We start from the raw sequence: 18,403 nt of genomic DNA on the forward strand, positions 1-18,403 counted from the left end.
CGATCAGCACGTCGCGGACCTGCTGCAGCTGGAAGTCGGAATCGGCGGTAATGGTCAGCTCGCGCTCTTTTTGTTCGACGGCGGCGCCGGTGCCCTTGAAGTCAAAGCGCGTGGCGATCTCCTTTTGGGATTGCTCAACGGCATTCTTTACTTCGATCATGTCGGCTTCCAAAACTACATCAAACGAGGGCATAACTATTTCCTTTATCTTGCTGCATCAAAGACTGCCATTTTAACGGACATCCTGCTTTTCGCAGCCATATCGGCGCTGGTTTTTTGCTTGTTTCGCTCTATAATCGACTAAATTTATTGGTTATTTCCCCTCATGCCCGCCTCGTCTCCTGTTCTATATCAATTTCCCCTCCAGCCGCTGAATACTTTTGGCATTGCCGCCACCGCGCGGGCGTATTTGCGCGTGACTAAAAAAGAGCAACTGCTCGGCGTTTATGCTGATGGCGCTTGGGCTGCTTTGCCGAAGCTGATTTTGGGCGGCGGCAGTAATGTGCTATTGACCGGTGATTTTGATGGCCTGGTTCTGCATATCGGACTGGAGGGAAAAGAGATTATCGGCGGCGATAATCAGCACCATTTTGTGCGTGCCGCCGCCGGTGAAAACTGGCATGCGTTTGTGCAGTGGACGATCGCGCAAGGTCTGGGCGGTTTGGAAAATCTGTCGCTGATCCCCGGCACGGTAGGGGCGGCGCCGATCCAGAATATCGGCGCGTATGGACTGGAGATGAAAGACGTCTTCCACAGCGTGACGGTGTTTGATCCCGCCCGCGGCGAAACGCGCGTGATGGATGCGGCCGCGTGCCGCTTCGGCTATCGCGACAGCATGTTCAAGCACGAGGGCCGCCATCTGATCATTCTCGACGTGACCTTTGCGCTGCCCAAGGAATGGACCCCCAACCTGCGTTACGCCGAACTGGCGGCCGAGCCGGACCTGACCTCGCCGCGCAAGATAGCCGATGCCGTGATTGCGATCCGCCGCCGCAAGCTGCCCGATCCCGCAGTAGTCGGCAATGCCGGCAGCTTCTTTAAAAATCCGGTGGTGCCGGGCGCGCAATGCGCGGCGCTGCTGGCGCGTTTTCCGGACCTGGTGCACCACGCGCAACCCGACGGCAGCGAGAAGCTGGCCGCCGGCTGGCTGATCGATCAATGCGGCTGGAAGGGCAGGAGCCTGGGCGCGGCCGGCGTCTATCCCAAACAGGCGCTGGTGCTGGTGAATAATGGCGGCGCCAGCGGCGCTGATGTGGTGGCGCTGGCCCAGGCCATCCAGGCCGACGTGCAGGCGCGCTATGGCGTGTTGCTGGAGCCGGAGCCGGTCTTCGTTTAAGGCCGGGCGGCCTGCACCAGTTCAATCGCGCTGCGGGCGTCGTCCGGATACAGCGAGCTGCCGGTATGACAGGCGGCGCGCAGCGCGGCGTCGCTGATGCCGGGCAGCGATTCGCCGGTCACGGAAAGGCTGATGCGATGCAGCTGGCTGGTGACGATGGAGCGGCGCGAGGCCATGTTGAGGATCACGCCGAATTCATCGTGGCCGATGCGCGCCACCAGATCGCCGGCGCGGCATTCGCGCTCGATGCGGCGCGAGATATCGGCCAGCGCCTCCGGCAGCTTGTCGATGCCGTCCAGCCGGATCACCGCCACCCCCAGGTGGCCGTTGCCGGCCTGCGCGGCCGCCAGCCTGGCCTGCAGCTGCTCGTAGAAGAAGGAACGGTTGGCGGTGCCGCTGGCTTCGTCCAGCGTCATGCGCCGCCTGAGCACATTCGGACCTTCCTGCGTGGCGCGCTGCATCAGCATGGCGGTCATATTGGCCAGCAGCTGGGCGATCTCCACCTCGTATTCATTGAACCCGCGCGGCTCCTTCCACACCAGCTTCATGACGGCGATGGCGTCGTCACCGGCGATCAGCGGCACGATCACCATGGCGCGCAGGCCGACCTTGCGGCAGGCGGCGCGGTTGACGCGGTCGTCGCTTTCGCTGTCGGTGCACAGCGCGGCCGTGCGGCTGGTGAGCACACGGCCCGACAGGCTGTTCGCCACCGGCATGCGCAAGCCCAGTTGTGCCTCGGCCAGGCCGCTGGCCGAGCGGTAGACGATGGAATCGTCCTCCAGCAACTCGACCACGGCGCCATCGGCGCCGGTCAGCTCGACCGCCTTGGCGGAGGCGGCATCCATCACCGCGCTCAGGTCATTGCCCAGTCCTACCAGGTGCACCTGCGCCTCGATAATGGCCAGTAGTTTGTGAGTTGGGATCATCGTCATAAAAAAAGCAGACCTTGGTCTGCTTTTCAGTTTAGCCGAAGTGGCAAACGTAATCGAGGGTTTCCAGCGTTTCGATATCGAACTTGCTGTTGCCCGGCACCTTGAACTCCTGGCCGGCGCTGTAGGTCTGCCATGCGCTAGCGCCGTCCAGACGCACCTTGCACACGCCGCCGGTGATTTCCATGATTTCCGGCGCGCCGGTGTTGAAGGTCAGGCTGGACGGGAAGATCACGCCCACGGACTTCTTGCTGCCGTCCGCCAGGATGATGGTGTGCGAGACGCATTTGCCGTCGAAGTAGATATTCGATTTCTTGACGACGCTGACTTGATCGATTTGAGCACTCATGCTGCTGTTTTTCCTTGGTTCGATGAGGTAAGACCGGGCAGGTCGTCCGCGCTGACCACGCGGTTGCGGCCACCGTGCTTGGCGGCGTACAGGGCCCGGTCGGCGAGCCGGATCAGCTCATCGACGCTGCCCGCTGGCGACGGCACCACGCTGGCCACGCCGATCGACATGGTCACGCTTGAGAGTTCGGTGGTCGCCTGCGGATTTTCAATCGCGAGCTGTTCCAGATGGCGGCGGCACGACTCGGCCACGATCAGTGCCCCAGTCAGTGGTGTCTCCGGCAGGATAATGGCGAATTCCTCGCCGCCGTAGCGCGCAGCCAGGTCGGCCGGGCGCTTCAGATGTTCGGTTAACACGGCCGCCACTTTTTTCAGGCACAAATCGCCCGCCAGGTGGCCGAAGCTGTCGTTATACAGTTTGAAGAAGTCGACGTCGCACATCAGCAGCGTCAGGGGCTTCTTGTCGCGCTGGCCGCGCTGCCATTCAAGGCGCATGGTGTCGTCGAAGCGGCGGCGGTTGGCGATGCCGGTCAGGCCGTCCAGCGCGGCCAGCTTTTGCAGCTCGATGTTGGCGTCGGCCAGCTGCTTCTGGCTCTCGCGCAGGAAGCGGAAGGCCTGGTCGCGCTGCAGGCGGCTGATATGGGCGCCGGAGTGGTAGCGCACGCGCGCCAGCAGTTCCAGCTTGTCCGGCAGCTTGACCATGTAATCGTTGGCGCCCATGGCGAAGCTGTGCGCCTTGAGCTTGGGGTCTTCCTTGGCCGACAGCACGATCACCGGCACGTGGCGCAGGCCTTCCTCGTTGCGGTACTGGGCGATCTGGCCGAAGCCGTCGATGGTGGGCATCACCAGATCCTGCAGGATCACGGTCGGCTGCAACTGCAGCGCGGTCTCCAGCGATCTGGTGGCGTCGGTCACGTAGTGGAATTCGATGTCCGGCTGGTCGCTCAGCATGCGCCGCACGGCTTCCACGATGATCAACTGGTCGTCTACCAGCAGCACGCGGACTTTGAAGACGGTCAGGCCTGGCTCTTGATCTGCTGCGTACACTTGTGCTTCGGACATCAGGATTCTCTTAAGTTATTTTTAACTACGCCCGCCCAAGGTGCTGCGCAAGACCGCGCCGATCTTTGCCAGCGGCAGTATCATCTGCGCGGCATCCAGCTCGGCGGCCGCGCGCGGCATGCCATACACGGCGCTGCTGGCCTGGTCCTGGGCGATGGTGGTCTGGCCGGCGCGGCGCATGGCCAGCAGGCCTTCGGCGCCATCGCGGCCCATGCCGGTCAGCAGCACACCCACGGCCTCGCCTTTCCAGTGCTGCGCCACGCAGTGGAAGAACACGTCCACCGACGGCCGGTAAGCGTAATCCTTCGGATGACTATCGTAACGCAAGCGCAGGTTTTGATCCAGCGTCAGGTGGTCGTTGCTCTTGGCGATCAGCACGGCGCCGGCCACCAGCTCATCGCCTTCCTCGGCGGCGCGCGCCGGCATCTCCAGCTGCTCGCCGAGCCAGCGGGCGAAATTGTCGGCAAAGTGCTGGTCGATGTGCTGCACCACCACGATGGCGCAGCCGCGCGGCGGCTTCCAGCCGGCCAGCAGCTTGGAGATCGCCACCGGGCCGCCGGTGGAGGCGCCGATCGCCAGCAGGGCGGTGACTTTTTCCGCGCCCTGGGCGTCGGCGCCATGGCCGTTGCCGTTGGCGGCGCTCTTGGGCAGCATGGCCTGGTTGCCGCCGCTGTGGCGTATCAGCTTGTCCATGGTGCGGATCTTGGCCAGCAGCTCGGCGTCGCCGCCCGGCTGGCCCTGCAGCACCGGCGTGGCCGTCACGTCCAATGCGCCGGCGCCCAGCGCGCGGAACACCTGGTTGACGTTGTCCTGCGGGCGGCCGGTGACCACCAGGATGGCGCACGGGCTTTGTTCCATGATCTGACGCGTGGCTTCCACCCCGTCCAGTTCCGGCATGTTGAGGTCCATCAGCACCAGGTCGGGACGGTTTTCCGCGCACATGCGCACCGCTTCCGCGCCAGTGCGCGCGATCCACAGCACCTGGTGTTCGGCGGTGCTGGCAACCACGCGCCGCAGCGCTTCGGCGGCCATGGCGGAATCGTTGGCGATGGCGATCTTCATCTACGGGCATCCCCAATTAAATCGTTGACGGCATCGAGCAGCGTCTCGTCGTGGAAGCTGCCCTTGGTCAGATAATAGTCGGCGCCGGCTGACAGGCCGCGTGCGCGGTCTTCCGGCCGATCTTTGTAAGAGACTATCATGACAGGGAGCTTGTGCAGGTGTATATCTTTTTTAATCAATGTGACCAATTCGATACCGTCCATGCGCGGCATGTCGACGTCGGTGATCACCAGGTCGTAGTCGCCGCTGCGCACCACGTTCCAGCCATCGATGCCGTCGATGGCGATGTCGACCAGGAAGCCGCGGCTGAGCAGCAGCTTGCGCTCCATTTCGCGCACGGTGAGCGAATCGTCGACCACCAGGATGCGCTTGGTCTTGCGGCGTTCGGCGGCGTCGGACTTGGCCAGCTGGTGCAGGCCGCCCTCGTGCAGCAGCTTGTCGATCGACAGCAGCAGGTCGGGCACGTCGAGGATCAGCACCGGTTCGCCGTTGTCGAGCAGGGCGGCGGCCGAGATGTCGCGCATCTTGCCGAAAATCGGATCGATGGCCTGCACCGCCAGGCTTTGTTCGCCGCAGATGGCGTCCACCACCAAGGCGTAGCGGCGCGTGCCGGCGCCGATCACCACCACCGACAGCTCGGCGCTGCCGGCATCGGTGTCGCCCAGTTCCAGCACTTGCGAGGCCGAGACCAGGCCAAGGTGCTCGCCGCCGAAATCGAAGAACTGTTTGCTCTCCAGCGTATGGATCGCCGCTTGCTCGACCTTGAGCACGCGCTCGACCTGCACTATGGGCACGGCGTACGCTTCGCCCTTGACCTCCACCACCAGCGCGCGCACGATCGATTGCGTCAGCGGCAGGGTGATGTAGGTGCGGAAGCCGACGCCCAGTTCGGATTCGTTGCGCACGGTGCCGTTTTGCGAACGGATGGTTTCATGCACGATGTCCAGTCCGACGCCGCGGCCGGATATTTCGGTGATGTTGTCCTTCAGACTGAAGGCCGGCAGGAACAAGAACTCCATCAGCTCCGCCTGCGACATGGAGGCCGCCATCTGCGCCGGCGCCATTTTGCGCTCGATCACGCGGGCGCGGATTTTCTCCAGATCGACGCCTTTGCCGTCGTCGCCGATTTCGATGCTGAGCATGCCGGCGCGGTGCCTGGCTTCCAGCACAATGGTGCCGGTGCCCGGCTTGCCGGCGGCGATGCGGTCGGCGGCGCTGTCCATGCCGTGGTCGATGGCGTTGCGCAGCATGTGGTTGATCGGGCTTTCGATTTTGGCCAGGATGTCGCGGTCGACCAGGGTGTCTTCGCCTATGATCTGCAGGCGCACGTCCTTGCCCAGGCTGCGCGCCAGGTCGCGCACCATGCGCGGGAAGTGCTGCACGCCGTCGCGGAAGGGGCGCATGCGCATGGTCAGCACTTCGTCCACCATTGATTGCGAGACGCCCAGCAGGCGGCGTTCATAGGCTTCGATGTCGGCAATGTGCTCCAGCACGAACTGCTTGAGCGGGTGCGTCTTTTGCAGCGCCAGCAGGGACTTTTCTTTCAGGCTGGCGTCGCTGCTGTTGGAGATGGCTTCGTGCAGTTGCTCGATCAGCGAGAACAGGCTGCTCTGGTTGCGTTTGAAGCGCTGCATGTTCTGGATGAAGGGATGCATCTGGTGCGCGTTGATGCGCGATTCGCTGGCCAGCGACAGCAGCTTGTCGAAATTGTGCGCGTGCTTCATGGGCGCCGGGGCGCGGCGTTCGTGGGCATCTTCAGGCGCGGGGGCGGGCGCCGGCATTGGCGTCTCGCCGTCATTCCGGCGCAGGCCGGAATCCATGCTGAGCGTGCCCTCCGGCGTTCTATGGGTTCCGGCGTCCGCCGGAACGACGGCTGGCGGCAAACCGACCGGCTCCGGCAGGAAAGCGATGGTGGTGATGGCGTTCAGCGTCTTTTTGATTTGCTCGCTGTTCTCTGCCAGCCACGCATCCACACCGCTGTCCTGCAGGCGCGATGCCTGCAGGATCAGGTCGACGCCGGCCAGCAGCACGTCGACGCGGTTGGGCGTCAGCGCCAGCTTGCCGTTTTGCGCGGCGATGAACGCGTCTTCCATGCCGTGCGCCAGCTGCACCACCACTTCCAGCCCGACGATGGCGGCCGCGCCCTTGATCGAGTGCGCCGCGCGCATCATCGATTCCACCGCGCTGGCGTCATCCTTCAGGCGCTCCATGGCCAGCAGACCATCGGTCAGGATTTGCGTCTGGCTGTCTGCCTCCATGCGGAACAGGTCCAGCATGGAGAACTGGCTCAGGTCTCCGTTGTTATCGACGCTCATCGTAAGGTTCTCGCGAGTTGGTAGCCGATCAGCGCTTCATCCAGCACGCCGATACGCATGTCCTGGTGCGATATCACGCCGGAGAGGAAGCGGGACAAGCCTTTGTTGATGGTAGCGGCCGGCGCCTGCACGCTGGCGCTGGCGTAGCGTAGCAGGCCGTGAAGGTCGGCCACCGGCAGCGCGTAAGCCTGGTCTTCCCATTGCGCCAGCAGCAGGCGCGCGAAGGTATGGCGATGGGTGACGGCTTTGCCCTCGCTTTCATCGATGCCCAGCAGGTCGGCCAGCGACATGCACGGATACAGCGTGCCGCCAACGTTGACGATGCCGCTCAAGCCGCGCGCAGTGCGGTGCGGCAGGCGATGCGGCTTGGCCACCGGCGCCACCGAGACGAACATGCGGGTCGGCAGCGACAGCCACTCACGGCCGATGCGGAACACCAGGCAGGAGGCGTCCAGCTGCTGGTTGTCGCTGGCGGGCTGGCGGAAATGCGCAGCCCAGTCTTTCTGATAGTCGTTGCCCACGGGGCGCTGCAGGTTTTGCTGCGCGGCGGCGGCATATACCTCGCAATTGCGGCAGTGGACATGCTGCTGCAGCTTGTCGCAGCTTTGATCGCCGTTCACGCCGATCTGGTTCCAGCAGGCTTCGAGGATGGTTGTGCTCATGGCTTAGCGTCTTCAGATGCCTGCTGGCGTTGGTAGATGCGGGCGGCGCGCGCCTTGAGCGCGGCGGCGCCGGCAGCGTCGTTGTTGGCTTCGGCCAGCAGCGCCAGATGGCACAGGGCCTGGTAGTGGTCGGGCTGAAGATAGATGCAGCGCTTCCAGTAGTCCGCCGCCATCTGCGGCTTGTTGGTCAATTCGTTCAGCAGCCCGAGGATGAAGTAGGCTTCGGCCGCTTCGGGATGCTGGGCCAGATGGTCGCGGCAGGCGTTTTCCGCGGCCTTGACGTCGCCCAGATCGGCCAGGCGGCGCGCTTCGGCCAGCAGGTCGGCGGCCGGTATGCTGGCCGGCGCGCCGGCTGTGCGGCCGGCGGTGACTGGTGCGGCGGCGCGGCTGCGGCTTGCGCTGACCGGCGCCGGCGCGATGGCGGGCGGCAGCGACGGCGGCGAAGCGATGCTGCGGGCCGCGCGCGGCGGCGCCGGCTTGGCCGTCACGCGCGGCGCATGCAGCGGCTTGCGCGCCGGTGCGGCGGCTTCCTTCTGCAGGCCGAAGGCCTGGTTGTACGACAGCGGCGAGAAACCGTGGCGGCAGAATGAAGGCACCTCGGCATAGCCGGCAAACAGCTGCCCGTCATCCATCAGCAGCGCATCCAGCTTGGCGATGGCGGCCTTGGTGGTCGGCTTGTCGAAATAAATCAGCAGATTGCGGCAAAAAATCACGTCGTAATAGCCGCTGCGCGCGCTCAGGTCAAACTCCAGCAGGTTGCCCTGCTTGAAGCGCACCTGCTTGCGTATGGCGTCGTTGATGCGGTAGTCGCCATCGCCGGCGCTGGTGAAGTGCGCGTCGCGGAACGACAGGTCCTGCGCGCGGAAGGCGTTGCGACCGTAGATGCCGCTCCTGGCGCGCTCCACGCAGGCCGGGCTGATGTCGTAAGCGTCGATCATGAAATTATGCGGCGGGATGCCGGCATCGCTCAGCGCCATCGCGATGGTGTACGGTTCCTCGCCGCCGGCGCAGGGAATCGACAGGATGCGCACCAGCCGGTCGCTGTTTGCCGCCAGGCGGGCGCGCACAAATTCGGTCATGGCGTTGAACGCCTGCGCATCGCGGTAGAACCAGGATTCCGGCACCACCACCAGTTCCACCAGCGCGGTCAGTTCTTCCGGCGTCATGTGCTGCAGGTAGGCGTCGTGATCGGTGGCGGCGGTGCGCTCCATGCGGCTCTTGACGGCACGCTCCACCACCGATCTGGACAAGTTCAGGCCGGTGGCTTCGCGCAGCATGGCTTGAGCCGGCGTCATGATGCGCTATCCGCCGGCTGGAACAGCAGGGCGCGCAGCTCTGGCGGCAGCAAGTGCTGCAGTTCCACCAGTTGCAGCATGCCGTGGGCATCGCTGACCACCTGTCCGAGGAAGGGCGCGGCCTGCACGCCGCTGTCGAGCAGCAGCTCCTCGCGCACGTCCTGCACGCCTTGCACGCGTTCGGCGCGCAGGCCGAGCGGATGATGCGTGCCTTCAGGCGTCACGTAGTCGGTAACGATGATGCGCGTGTCGAAATGGTCTTCGCCGCGCGGCAGGCCGGCGGCGCGGCACAAGTCGATCACCGGCACCGAGGCCCCATGCAGATCCATCAGGCCGGCCACCGTGCCGGGCGCCAGCGGCACCTGTTTGAGCTCCAGCAGCGGCAGCACGCGCACCACATCGCGCAGGCGCAAGCCGTAACGATCGGCGCCGATGTGGAAGACGAGAAGTTTCATGTCCGCTCCGCCTTACACCGCCACGGCAAAGTTGGCGACGCTGGTCTGCAGGTCGCCGGCCGCGTACTGCAGCTGATGCACCGCCTCGCTGGTGGCCTTGAGCGATTCCACCGTCTGCTGGGTGGCGTCGTTCAGCTGCATCATGGTGGCGGTGATCTGCTCCGCGCCCACCGCCTGCGACTGCATCCCCTGCAGCACCACGTCGAACTGCGGCGCCAGTTTCTGCACCTGATCCATCACGCCCGACAGCTGGTCGGTGACGGCGCGCACTTCGCCCACGCTGCGGCGGATCTCCTCGGAGAATTTATCCATGCCCATCACGCTGGCGGAAACCGCCGACTGCATCTCTTTCAGCATCTGCTCGATATCCCAGGTGGACACCGAGGTCTGGTCGGCCAGGCGGCGGATCTCGGTCGCCACCACCGAGAAGCCGCGTCCCGCCTCGCCGGCCTTCTCGGCTTCGATGGCGGCGTTGAGCGACAGGATGTTGGTCTGGTCGGCCACCTTGGTGATGGTGGTCAGCACGCTGTTGATATTGGACGCCTTTTCCGACAGCGCCGCCAGCTTGGCGTTGATCGAATCGGTCGCCGCCACCATGTGCTGCATGGTGCTGTCCATGCGTTTCAGGTTGTTCTGCGCATCGGCGGTGGCGCTGGTGGTGTAGTCCGCCACGGCGGTGGCTTCCTCCATGGTCTTCAGGAGCTGCGAGGTGTTGGCCGAGATTTCCTTGGTGGTGCTGAGGATCTCGACGCTGGTCTGCGCCTGTTCTATGCCGGTGGCTTCCTGCTGCTTGGCCGACGCCGCGATTTCGGTGGCGGAGGTGGTGACCTGGATGCCGGCCTTCTGCACATTGTTCAGTAGCGCGCGCAGGTTCTCAAACATGCGGTCCAGGCCCTTGGCCAGCTTGCCGATGGCGTCTTCGCCTTGCACTTCGATCTTGCCGGTCAGGTCGCCCGAAGCGGCTTTCGACACCACGCCCAGCAGCGAGTCGACCTTGGCGCGCAACTGGTTGGTGGCCGCCAGTTCGTTGGCCTGGTTGTCCTGGATGGCTTGCGCCATGCGGTTGAACTCTTCCGTGACCTGGCCCAGTTCATCGCCCGACAATACCTGTGCGCGCGCCGACTGGTCGCCAGCGGCGATCTGGCCGACCGCCTGCGTCAGATTATTCAGGGGCGCCAGCAGCGAGCGCACCAGCAGCCACGCTATCCCCATCGACAGCACCAGGCATACCAGGCCACCGCCGGTCAGCACCATGCGCATGGTCTCCTGCAGGCGTTCGGAGGCCGCCGAGCGTTCAGCCAGCAGGCGCTTTTCTTCCGCTGCCGCCTCGTTCATGAATTTGTAGATTTCGCCGATCACCGAGATAACGGTGCCGGACAACTGCGGCGTGCGTCCCATGGCGTCGGCGGCGCCTGGCTTGTCGCCCATCTCCTGGCGCAGCTTGAGCTGCGAGTCGATCACATCGCTGCTCCATACCTTGATCATCTCTTCCAGCTTCCTGAAACGCGCCACCTGTGCCGGATTATCAGCGGTCAGCTTTTGCAGCTCGGTCAGGGAGGCCGGCAGGTCGGTCAGCTCCTTGCGCGCGCGTTCAAGGCGCTGCGTGGTGCCGGTCAGGTAGTAGCCGCGCGCTTCCACCTGCACCTGCAGCAGGTCGTTGCGCAGCACGTCGATGGCCTGGATCACGTCCATCGAGTGCCGGTCCCACGCATTGGCGTCCGACAGGCTGTTAAAGCGGTTGTAGGCAATCGATAGCAGCACCAGGATGATGGCGAGGATGGCGCTGAAACTGAGGTACAGCTTGTTCTTGATGCTCAGGTCTTTAAACATTTTTTCTCCACGACTGGCGGCTACCAGGTTGCACGCGGCATTGTCCCATACCGGCCATTTTTATGGTATTCAGGCCGCCACCGAAAACGAGGCGACGCTGCTCTGCAGTCCGCCGGCCGCATACTGCAGCTGGTGTACTGCCTCGCTGGTTGATTTAAGCGACTCCACGGTTTGCTGGGTGGCGTCGTTCAGCTGCATCATGGTTTCGTTGATCTGGGCGGCGCCGACGGCCTGCGACTGCATGCCCTGCAGCACCTGATCGAATTGCGGCGCCAGCTTTTGTACCTGGTCCATCACGCCGGACAGTTGATTGGTCACCTGGCGCACTTCGCCCACGCTGCGGCGGATCTCTTCGGAGAATTTATCCATGCCCATCACGCTGGCGGAGACGGCGGACTGCATTTCCTTGAGCATTTGTTCGATGTCCCAGGTGGAGACGGAGGTTTGGTCTGCCAGCCTGCGGATCTCAGTGGCGACCACGGAGAAGCCGCGTCCCGCCTCACCGGCCTTTTCAGCCTCGATGGCGGCGTTGAGCGACAGGATGTTGGTCTGGTCAGCCACTTTGGTGATTGTAATCAGAACGCTGTTGATGTTGGAAGCTTTTTCCGATAATGCCGCCAGCTTGGCGTTGATCGAGTCGGTGGCGGCCACCATGTTCTGCATGGTGCCGTCCATGCGTTTCAGGTTGCCCTGCGCATCGGCGGTGGCGTGGGTGGTGTAGTCGGCCACCGAGGTGGCTTCCTCCATGGTCTTGACCAGGTGCGAGATATTGGCCGAAATTTCCTTGGTGGTGGCGAGGATCTCGACGCTGGTCTGGGCCTGCTCGACGCCGGTGGCTTCCTGCTGCTTGGCCGAGGCGGCAATTTCAGTGGCCGAGGTGGTGACCTGGATGCCGGCCTTCTGCACGTCGTTCAGCAAGGTGCGCAGGTTGTCGAACATGCGGTCCAGCCCATCGGCCAGGCGGCCAATGGCATCCTCGCCGCGCACCTCGATCTGGCCGGTCAAATCGCCGGCGGCGGCCTTGGTCACCACGCCCAGCAGGGAGTCGACCTTGGACTTGAGCAGGTTGGAGGCCGCCTGCTCCTTGGCCAGACTATCCTCTATCGCCTGCGCCATCAAATTGAAAGCGCCGGACACCTGGCCCAGTTCATCGCCCGAGCTGACTTCCACGCGCGCGCCTTGTTCGCCGCGGGCGATGCGGTCCACCGTGGCACTCAGGCGCACCAGCGGCCCGGCCAGGGCCGCCGACAGCAGCCCGCCGATGCCGAGGGCCAGCGCGGTGCACACGGCGCCGCCCACGATCAGCAGCAGCATCATGGTTTGCGACAGGTTGGCGGAAGCCTGGCTGCGCGCCGCCAGCAGGCGGTCTTCCTCGTCGCAAAGCTCGCGGATGATGCGGCGCACTTCGGCGATGGTTTTTGCGCCATTCAGCACGTCGGCCGCCGTGGCCACCTGCTGCGACACGCCAACCTGCTTGTTCAGCGCGCGGCGCTTTTCCAGCAGCGGATGGATCACGTTGTCGAGCCAGTTCTGGATCAACGGCGCCACCTGTTTCAGGCGCTCCTGCTGGGCGGGATTGTCGGCGGTGAGGCGCTTGATCTCGGCCAGGTGGTGGCGTACTTTTTCTTCTTCGATGGGAATTGGTTTGGTGATGCTTTCCTCGCCGGTCAGCATGAAGCCGCGGGTGGAGTTCTGCACCTGTATCAGCGCGGTTTCCACTTCGCCGGCTTCCAGCAGCACGCGCAGCGTGTGCTTGTCCCAGTCGTTGGCGGTGGAGAGCCGGGTGAAGTTGAGGTAGGCGGTGGCCAGCAGGACCACGATGATGGCGACAATGGCGCCGAAGCCGCCGGCGAGTTTTTTCTTGATACTGAGGTTTTTCAGCATGACTGCTCCACTGACGATCAGGACGTTGAAGCAATGTATCAAAAAAATGGCCGCTCAGCGAGCGGCCATTCCTCAGTGAGGCGGGTGTGGCTTATTGGCCGCGCTTCAGGCGTGCGTTGGCGGCGATGCGCATGCGCAGGGCGTTCAGCTTGATGAAGCCGCCGGCGTCGGCCTGGTTGTAGGCGCCGCCGTCATCGTCGAAGGTGGCGATGGTGGTATCAAACAGGGAGTCGGTCTTCGAATCGCGCGACACCACGATCACATTACCCTTGTACAGCTTGACGCGCACCCAGCCGTTCACGGTCTGCTGGGTGTGGTCGATCAGGGTTTGCAGCGCCACGCGCTCCGGCGCCCACCAGTAGCCGTTGTAGATCAGCGAAGCATAGCGCGGCATCAGGTCGTCCTTCAGGTGCGCCACTTCGCGGTCCAGGGTGATCGATTCGATGGCGCGGTGCGCCTTCAGCATGATGGTGCCGCCCGGGGTTTCGTAGCAGCCGCGCGACTTCATGCCGACGTAGCGGTTTTCCACCAGGTCCAGACGGCCGATGCCATGCTTGCCGCCCAGGCGATTCAGTTCGGTCAGCACCGCGGCTGGCGACAGGCGCACGCCGTTCAGGGCCACGATGTCGCCTTTTTCGTATTCGATGTCCAGGTATTCGGCTTCGTCAGGCGCCTTCTCCGGGCTGACGGTCCAGCGCCACATCGATTCTTCGGCTTCGGCGCTTGGGTTTTCCAGGTGGCGGCCTTCGAACGAGATGTGCAGCAGGTTGGCGTCCATCGAGTACGGCGCGCCGCCGTTCTTGTGTTTCATGTCGATGGCGATGCCGGCGTCTTCCGCGTACTTCAGCAGTTTTTCGCGCGACAGCAGATCCCATTCGCGCCATGGGGCGATCACTTTCACGCCTGGCTTCAGCGCGTAGGCGCCCAGCTCGAAGCGCACCTGGTCGTTGCCCTTGCCGGTGGCGCCGTGCGAGATGGCGTCGGCGCCGGTTTCGTTGGCGATCTCGATCAGGCGCTTGGCGATCAGCGGACGCGCGATCGAGGTGCCCAGCAGGTATTCGCCTTCGTACACGGTGTTGGCGCGGAACATCGGGAACACGAAGTCGCGCACGAATTCTTCGCGCACGTCGTCGATGTAGATGTTTTCAGGCTTGATGCCGAACTTCAGCGCCTTGGCGCGTGCCGGTTCCAGCTCTTCGCCCTGGCCCAGGTCCGCGGTGAAGGTGACGATTTCGCAGTGGTAGTTATCCTGCAGCCATTTCAGGATGACGGAGGTATCGAGGCCGCCCGAGTAGGCGAGGACTACTTTTTTAATGTCGCTCATGATGGATCTCAGTTAGGTGATTACTTGGTATCGATGCGGCCGAGCAGCAGGTACTCGATCAACGCTTTTTGAATGTGCAGGCGGTTTTCCGCTTCATCCCAGACTACCGATTGCGGGCCGTCGATGACGTCGGCCGAGACTTCCTCGCCGCGGTGGGCCGGCAGGCAGTGCATGAACAGCGCGTCCGGCGCGGCGCGCGCCATCTTGGCGCTGTCGACGATCCAGCCGTCAAAGGCTTTCAGGCGGGCGGCGTTTTCTTCTTCATAGCCCATGCTGGTCCAGACATCGGTGTTGACCAGGTGCGCGCCTTCGCAGGCGTCCGACGGGTTGGCGAAGAAGGTGAAGCGGTCGGTGGAGACCAGCGACATATCCATCTCGTAGCCGTGCGGCGTCGAGACGTTGACGTGGAAGCCGAACACCTCGGCCGCCTGCAGCCAGGAATACAGCATGTTGTTGGCGTCGCCGACCCAGGCCACGGTCTTGCCGGTGATCGAGCCGCGGTGCTCGATGTAGGTGAAGATGTCGGCAAACACCTGGCACGGGTGATGTTCGTTGGTCAGGCCATTAATCACCGGCACGCGCGAATTGGCGGCGAAACGCTCGATGATGTCCTGGCCGAAGGTGCGCACCATGATGATGTCGCACATGCGCGACATGACCTGGCCGGCGTCTTCCACCGGCTCGCCGCGGCCCAGCTGCGAGTCGCGGGTGTTCAGGTAGATGGCGGCGCCGCCCAGCTGGTGCATGCCGGCCTCGAACGAGAGGCGGGTACGGGTCGAGTTCTTGTCGAACACCATGACCAGGGTGCGGTCGATCATCGGGTGATAAATCTCGTAGTTCTTGAACTTGCGCTTGATGATATGCGCGCGTTCAATCACGTACTCATACTCGTCCAGCGTGAGGTCGGAAAACTGCAGGTAATGCTTGATCGGTTTTTGGATAGGCATAATGACAACTGACAGATGGCTACGGCTTAGCCGATCAATTATAAAGGCAATTCGGCGGATCGGGCTAATTACCGCAGATTATGCTGTCTATACAGGCACTTAGCGGGCACTGAGGCCTAGTGGTAGATCTGCGCGGCGGCCGCCTGCTGGTGCTCGGGCGCCGTCAGCGGGAGGTCCAGCGTGAAGGTAGTGCCTTCGCGCGAGCTGTGCACGGAAATCAGCCCGCCCATGAGCGAAGTGACAATGTTGTAACTGATCGACAGTCCCAGCCCGCTGCCGCCCTGTCCCAGCTTGGTGGTAAAGAACGGGTCGAAGATGCGCGACATGTGCTCGGGCGCGATGCCGCTGCCGTTGTCGCGGAAAGTCACCAGCACGCGGCCGTCGACCGGCGCCTGGGCGCGCAGCCACATGCTGCCGCTGCCTTCACGGGTAAAGGCGTGCAGCAGGGCGTTGTTGATCAAGTTGGCGATCACCTGGCCGTAGGGGCCGGGATAGCTGTCCAGCGCGATGGTGTCCGGCATCTCGACCTCGATGCGGTGGCTGGAGGCGCGGATGCGGTTCATCATGGTGGCGATCACCTCCAGCGACACCTGCGACAGGTTGAACTCGCGCCGCTGCTCGGTGGTGCGGTCGACCGCCACCTGCTTGAAGCTGTTGACCAGATTGGCGGCGCTGGTCAGGCCGCGCATCACCAGTTCGTGCGCGCGGCGCGCGTCTTCCAGATAGGCCGCCAGCGCCGAGCGTTTCAGGCCGGCGCCGTTCATCTGCGCTTCCAGTTCCTCGGTTTTTTGCATCAGCGTGCTGGCGATCAGCAGGCTGTTGCCGATCGGCGTATTCAGCTCGTGCGCCACGCCGGCCATCAGGGAGCCCAGCGCCGCCAGCTTTTCCTGCGACACCAGCTGGGTTTGCGCATCCTTCAGCTGGCGGTAGGCCTCGGCGTTGTCCAGCGCGATGGCGCCGTAGGCGCACAGGGTGCGGAAAATCAGGCGTTCGCGCGCGCCGTAGGCGTTGGGCTGCCGGCTTTGCACCGTCATCACGCCCAGCGTGCGTTCGCCCACCAGCAGCGGCACATACAGGGCGCTGGCCATCAGCTGGGTGCCGGGGGCCAGGAAGATGTCGTCCGGGCCGGCGTCCGCCACGTAGATTTCGCTGTGCTCGCGCAGGCTGCGGGCGGCGTTGGCGCGCGGGTTGTCGATGTCGATGGTGTTGCTGGCCAGCGGCTGGCCGTTTTCCATGCCGAACGCGCGGCTGATGGTATCGCAGCCCGGATCGCACAGGTAAACCGCCATCGAATCGGCCGGCAGCAGCGCCTGCACGTGGCGGTCGAGCGCCTTGAACACGGCGTCGGCGTCGAGGTGGGTGGTGATCTCCTGGCCGATGGCGGACAGGCGCTCCAGCGTGGAACTGGTCTGCTGCAGCAACTGCACCCGGCGCGCCTCGGCGGCGGCCAGCTCGCGGTGGTGCTGGCCCTCGGCGCGCGCGTTCTCGGTCTGGTGCTGCACCTGCATGGCGATGGCGCGGTTGGTGGCATCCTGGTTATGGGTCTTCTCGCGCGCGGCGGCCGCCAGCTGCGCCGAGGCGTAGGCCTGCTGATAGTCGCCGATGTGCGCGTATTCGCGCGCCAGCGCCTCATACAGGTCGGCCGGCAGGGTATAGCCGTTGATGTGGCCTGCCACCGCCAGCGCCTGATGCAGGAAATGCAGGGTGGCGTTCGGCTCGGTCATGCCGGAGGGCGGCGGCAGGCGGTGGCGCTGGTGGATCAGCGACATCACGCGCAGCGCGGCCACGTGGTTGTGGCGGTTGGCCTGTTCCTGCGCCAGCTGCGCCGCCTGTTCGGCCATGGCCATGGCTTCCTGCGGCCGGTCGAGGAAGCACAGGGCGTGCGCCTGGCCGCGCCGGGCGATGCTCTGGAAGTCGGCGTGGCGCAGGGCCTCGCCGCGTGCCTGCAGCTTGCGGAAGGCGTCCAGGGCGGCGGTGTAGTCGGTCTTGTCCAGCGACAGGTCGCCCAGATAGTGCAGGGCGGTGGCATAGGCGCGCGCGCCGGCCATCGGCGCCAGGATGTGCAGCGCTTCCTGCAGCAGCTCCTCGGTGGCGTCCAGCCGGCCGAGGCGGCGCATGGTGTCGGCGGTGTGCATCAGACAGGCGCCGATCTGGCGCGGCCAGCCGGTGGGGCGGGCCAGATCGAGCGCGCTTTCCATCCATTCCAGCGCGGTGCGGTGGTCGTTGAGGATGGTGAAATCGAGGCCGATGTTGATGGCGGCGGTGATCGCCATGCGCAGCTGGCCGGTGGCCAGCGCGGCTTCGTAGCAGCGCAGGTAGTGGCCGGCGGCGGCGCCGAAATCGCTGGCCTGGCTGGCGGCCAGGCCGTAGTAATCATAGATCCAGCTGGCCACCGCCGGCAGGTCCTGTTCCGCGCGGGTGAAACGCTGCGCCCAGCGCTGCTGCGCGCTGGGCAGGTCGTGCAGCACGCTCCAGCGGGCATTGACGGCGTCGGCAATGGCGCTGCGCTGGGTGTCGCCGGCGTCGCGCGCGGCATCGGCCATTTTTTCCAGCTCGGCCTCGGCGCGCGGATGGTCGCCGGCATCGATGGCGATCCAGGCGCGCAGCCAGTGGGCGTCGGCGCGGCCGAGCGGGTTGTCGAGGGCGGCAAAACGGATGCCGGCGTCGGCGGCCTGCTCGTCGGCGGCGTCCAGCTTGCCGGACAGCCAGGTGGCTTCGGCCCGCACCAGCAGGAAACGGCCGGCAATCGCTTGCGCGTCCGGTTGCGGCAGGCCGGCCGCCGGCAGCAGGGTCAGGCCCTCGGCCGCCAGGGCCAGCGCGCGCGGGGTGTCGCGCTGGCGCAGGTGCCAGGCCAGCGGCAGCAGCATCGGCAAGCGCGCAGGGCCGCGCAGGGACGCCAGGGCGGCCTCCCAGTCGGTTAACGCGTCGTCGAGCGCAAACATGTCCATCACGGT

15 protein-coding genes are annotated in these 18,403 nt (G+C 64.5%); 1 reads left to right on the forward strand and 14 read right to left on the reverse strand.

All coding sequences use genetic code 11. The annotated features are described in order from the left end of the window. The coding region (locus tag ABDW57_RS25350; protein WP_343732920.1) for a DUF520 family protein at positions 1–193 on the reverse strand (193 nt) is incomplete at its 3' end. Between the two features lie 132 nt (positions 194–325). On the opposite strand from ABDW57_RS25350, the gene murB reads away from it, so the two are divergent. Further along, on the forward strand, positions 326–1,336 hold the full coding sequence (murB, locus tag ABDW57_RS25355) for a UDP-N-acetylmuramate dehydrogenase (RefSeq protein ID WP_343732921.1): 1,011 nt from the start codon (positions 326–328) through the stop codon (positions 1,334–1,336). Here murB and ABDW57_RS25360 read toward each other — a convergent pair. From ABDW57_RS25360 to ABDW57_RS25420, 13 genes are all read right to left on the reverse strand, one after another. Then, positions 1,333–2,268, reverse strand: a complete 936-nt coding sequence (locus ABDW57_RS25360; RefSeq protein ID WP_343732922.1) for a GAF domain-containing protein — start codon at positions 2,266–2,268, stop codon at positions 1,333–1,335. The genes murB and ABDW57_RS25360 overlap by 4 nt on opposite strands. A 31-nt stretch (positions 2,269–2,299) precedes the next feature. Continuing rightward, entirely contained in the window at positions 2,300–2,614 is a 315-nt protein-coding gene (locus ABDW57_RS25365; RefSeq protein WP_343732923.1) for a pyrimidine/purine nucleoside phosphorylase, read from the reverse strand. Continuing rightward, positions 2,611–3,675 carry a diguanylate cyclase gene (locus tag ABDW57_RS25370; protein ID WP_343732924.1) on the reverse strand — a complete coding sequence of 355 codons (1,065 nt, stop codon included), beginning with the start codon at positions 3,673–3,675 and terminating at the stop codon, positions 2,611–2,613. The genes ABDW57_RS25365 and ABDW57_RS25370 overlap by 4 nt, the downstream gene beginning before the upstream one ends. Before the next feature lie 21 nt (positions 3,676–3,696). Next, entirely contained in the window at positions 3,697–4,737 is a 1,041-nt protein-coding gene (gene cheB, locus ABDW57_RS25375; protein ID WP_343732925.1) for a chemotaxis-specific protein-glutamate methyltransferase CheB, read from the reverse strand. Further along, entirely contained in the window at positions 4,734–7,052 is a 2,319-nt protein-coding gene (locus ABDW57_RS25380) for a hybrid sensor histidine kinase/response regulator (RefSeq protein ID WP_343732926.1), read from the reverse strand. The genes cheB and ABDW57_RS25380 overlap by 4 nt, the downstream gene beginning before the upstream one ends. Continuing rightward, positions 7,049–7,714: a chemotaxis protein CheW gene (locus ABDW57_RS25385; protein WP_343732927.1), complete on the reverse strand. Its 666-nt coding sequence runs from the start codon at positions 7,712–7,714 to the stop codon at positions 7,049–7,051. Before ABDW57_RS25385 ends, ABDW57_RS25380 begins: the two co-directional genes overlap by 4 nt. Continuing rightward, the gene (locus ABDW57_RS25390) at positions 7,711–9,009 is read right to left on the reverse strand and encodes a CheR family methyltransferase (protein WP_343732928.1); all 1,299 of its coding nucleotides are present in this window, start codon (positions 9,007–9,009) and stop codon (positions 7,711–7,713) included. The genes ABDW57_RS25385 and ABDW57_RS25390 overlap by 4 nt, the downstream gene beginning before the upstream one ends. Then, on the reverse strand, positions 9,006–9,464 hold the full coding sequence (locus ABDW57_RS25395; protein WP_343732929.1) for a chemotaxis protein CheW: 459 nt from the start codon (positions 9,462–9,464) through the stop codon (positions 9,006–9,008). Before ABDW57_RS25395 ends, ABDW57_RS25390 begins: the two co-directional genes overlap by 4 nt. Before the next feature lie 12 nt (positions 9,465–9,476). Continuing rightward, on the reverse strand, positions 9,477–11,294 hold the full coding sequence (locus tag ABDW57_RS25400) for a methyl-accepting chemotaxis protein (RefSeq protein WP_343732930.1): 1,818 nt from the start codon (positions 11,292–11,294) through the stop codon (positions 9,477–9,479). 69 nt (positions 11,295–11,363) lie between these two features. Then, entirely contained in the window at positions 11,364–13,178 is a 1,815-nt protein-coding gene (locus tag ABDW57_RS25405; RefSeq protein WP_343732931.1) for a methyl-accepting chemotaxis protein, read from the reverse strand. A gap of 91 nt (positions 13,179–13,269) precedes the next feature. After that, entirely contained in the window at positions 13,270–14,502 is a 1,233-nt protein-coding gene (locus tag ABDW57_RS25410; protein ID WP_343732932.1) for an argininosuccinate synthase, read from the reverse strand. A 20-nt stretch (positions 14,503–14,522) separates the two neighbouring features. Next, on the reverse strand, positions 14,523–15,449 hold the full coding sequence (gene argF, locus ABDW57_RS25415) for an ornithine carbamoyltransferase (protein ID WP_343732933.1): 927 nt from the start codon (positions 15,447–15,449) through the stop codon (positions 14,523–14,525). 116 nt (positions 15,450–15,565) lie between these two features. Further along, positions 15,566–18,397: an ATP-binding protein gene (locus ABDW57_RS25420; RefSeq protein ID WP_343732986.1), complete on the reverse strand. Its 2,832-nt coding sequence runs from the start codon at positions 18,395–18,397 to the stop codon at positions 15,566–15,568. Positions 18,398–18,403 lie beyond the last annotated feature (6 nt).

It is taken from the genome of Duganella sp. (assembly GCF_039595735.1).
Taxonomy (GTDB): Bacteria; Pseudomonadota; Gammaproteobacteria; order Burkholderiales; family Burkholderiaceae_D; genus Rugamonas.

Bases quoted from the DNA above. Each gene is read 5' to 3' on its own strand.
- ABDW57_RS25405 (WP_343732931.1), bottom strand. From the start codon at position 13,178: ATGCTGAAAAACCTCAGTATCAAGAAAAAACTCGCCGGCGGCTTCGGC.
- ABDW57_RS25400 (WP_343732930.1), bottom strand. From the start codon at position 11,294: ATGTTTAAAGACCTGAGCATCAAGAACAAGCTGTACCTCAGTTTCAGC.
- ABDW57_RS25385 (WP_343732927.1), bottom strand. From the start codon at position 7,714: ATGAGCACAACCATCCTCGAAGCCTGCTGGAACCAGATCGGCGTGAAC.
- cheB (WP_343732925.1), bottom strand. From the start codon at position 4,737: ATGAAGATCGCCATCGCCAACGATTCCGCCATGGCCGCCGAAGCGCTG.
- ABDW57_RS25395 (WP_343732929.1), bottom strand. From the start codon at position 9,464: ATGAAACTTCTCGTCTTCCACATCGGCGCCGATCGTTACGGCTTGCGC.
- ABDW57_RS25390 (WP_343732928.1), bottom strand. From the start codon at position 9,009: ATGACGCCGGCTCAAGCCATGCTGCGCGAAGCCACCGGCCTGAACTTG.
- ABDW57_RS25380 (WP_343732926.1), bottom strand. From the start codon at position 7,052: ATGAGCGTCGATAACAACGGAGACCTGAGCCAGTTCTCCATGCTGGAC.
- ABDW57_RS25420 (WP_343732986.1), bottom strand. From the start codon at position 18,397: ATGGACATGTTTGCGCTCGACGACGCGTTAACCGACTGGGAGGCCGCC.
- murB (WP_343732921.1), top strand. From the start codon at position 326: ATGCCCGCCTCGTCTCCTGTTCTATATCAATTTCCCCTCCAGCCGCTG.
- ABDW57_RS25370 (WP_343732924.1), bottom strand. From the start codon at position 3,675: ATGTCCGAAGCACAAGTGTACGCAGCAGATCAAGAGCCAGGCCTGACC.
- ABDW57_RS25365 (WP_343732923.1), bottom strand. From the start codon at position 2,614: ATGAGTGCTCAAATCGATCAAGTCAGCGTCGTCAAGAAATCGAATATC.
- argF (WP_343732933.1), bottom strand. From the start codon at position 15,449: ATGCCTATCCAAAAACCGATCAAGCATTACCTGCAGTTTTCCGACCTC.
- ABDW57_RS25410 (WP_343732932.1), bottom strand. From the start codon at position 14,502: ATGAGCGACATTAAAAAAGTAGTCCTCGCCTACTCGGGCGGCCTCGAT.
- ABDW57_RS25360 (WP_343732922.1), bottom strand. From the start codon at position 2,268: ATGACGATGATCCCAACTCACAAACTACTGGCCATTATCGAGGCGCAG.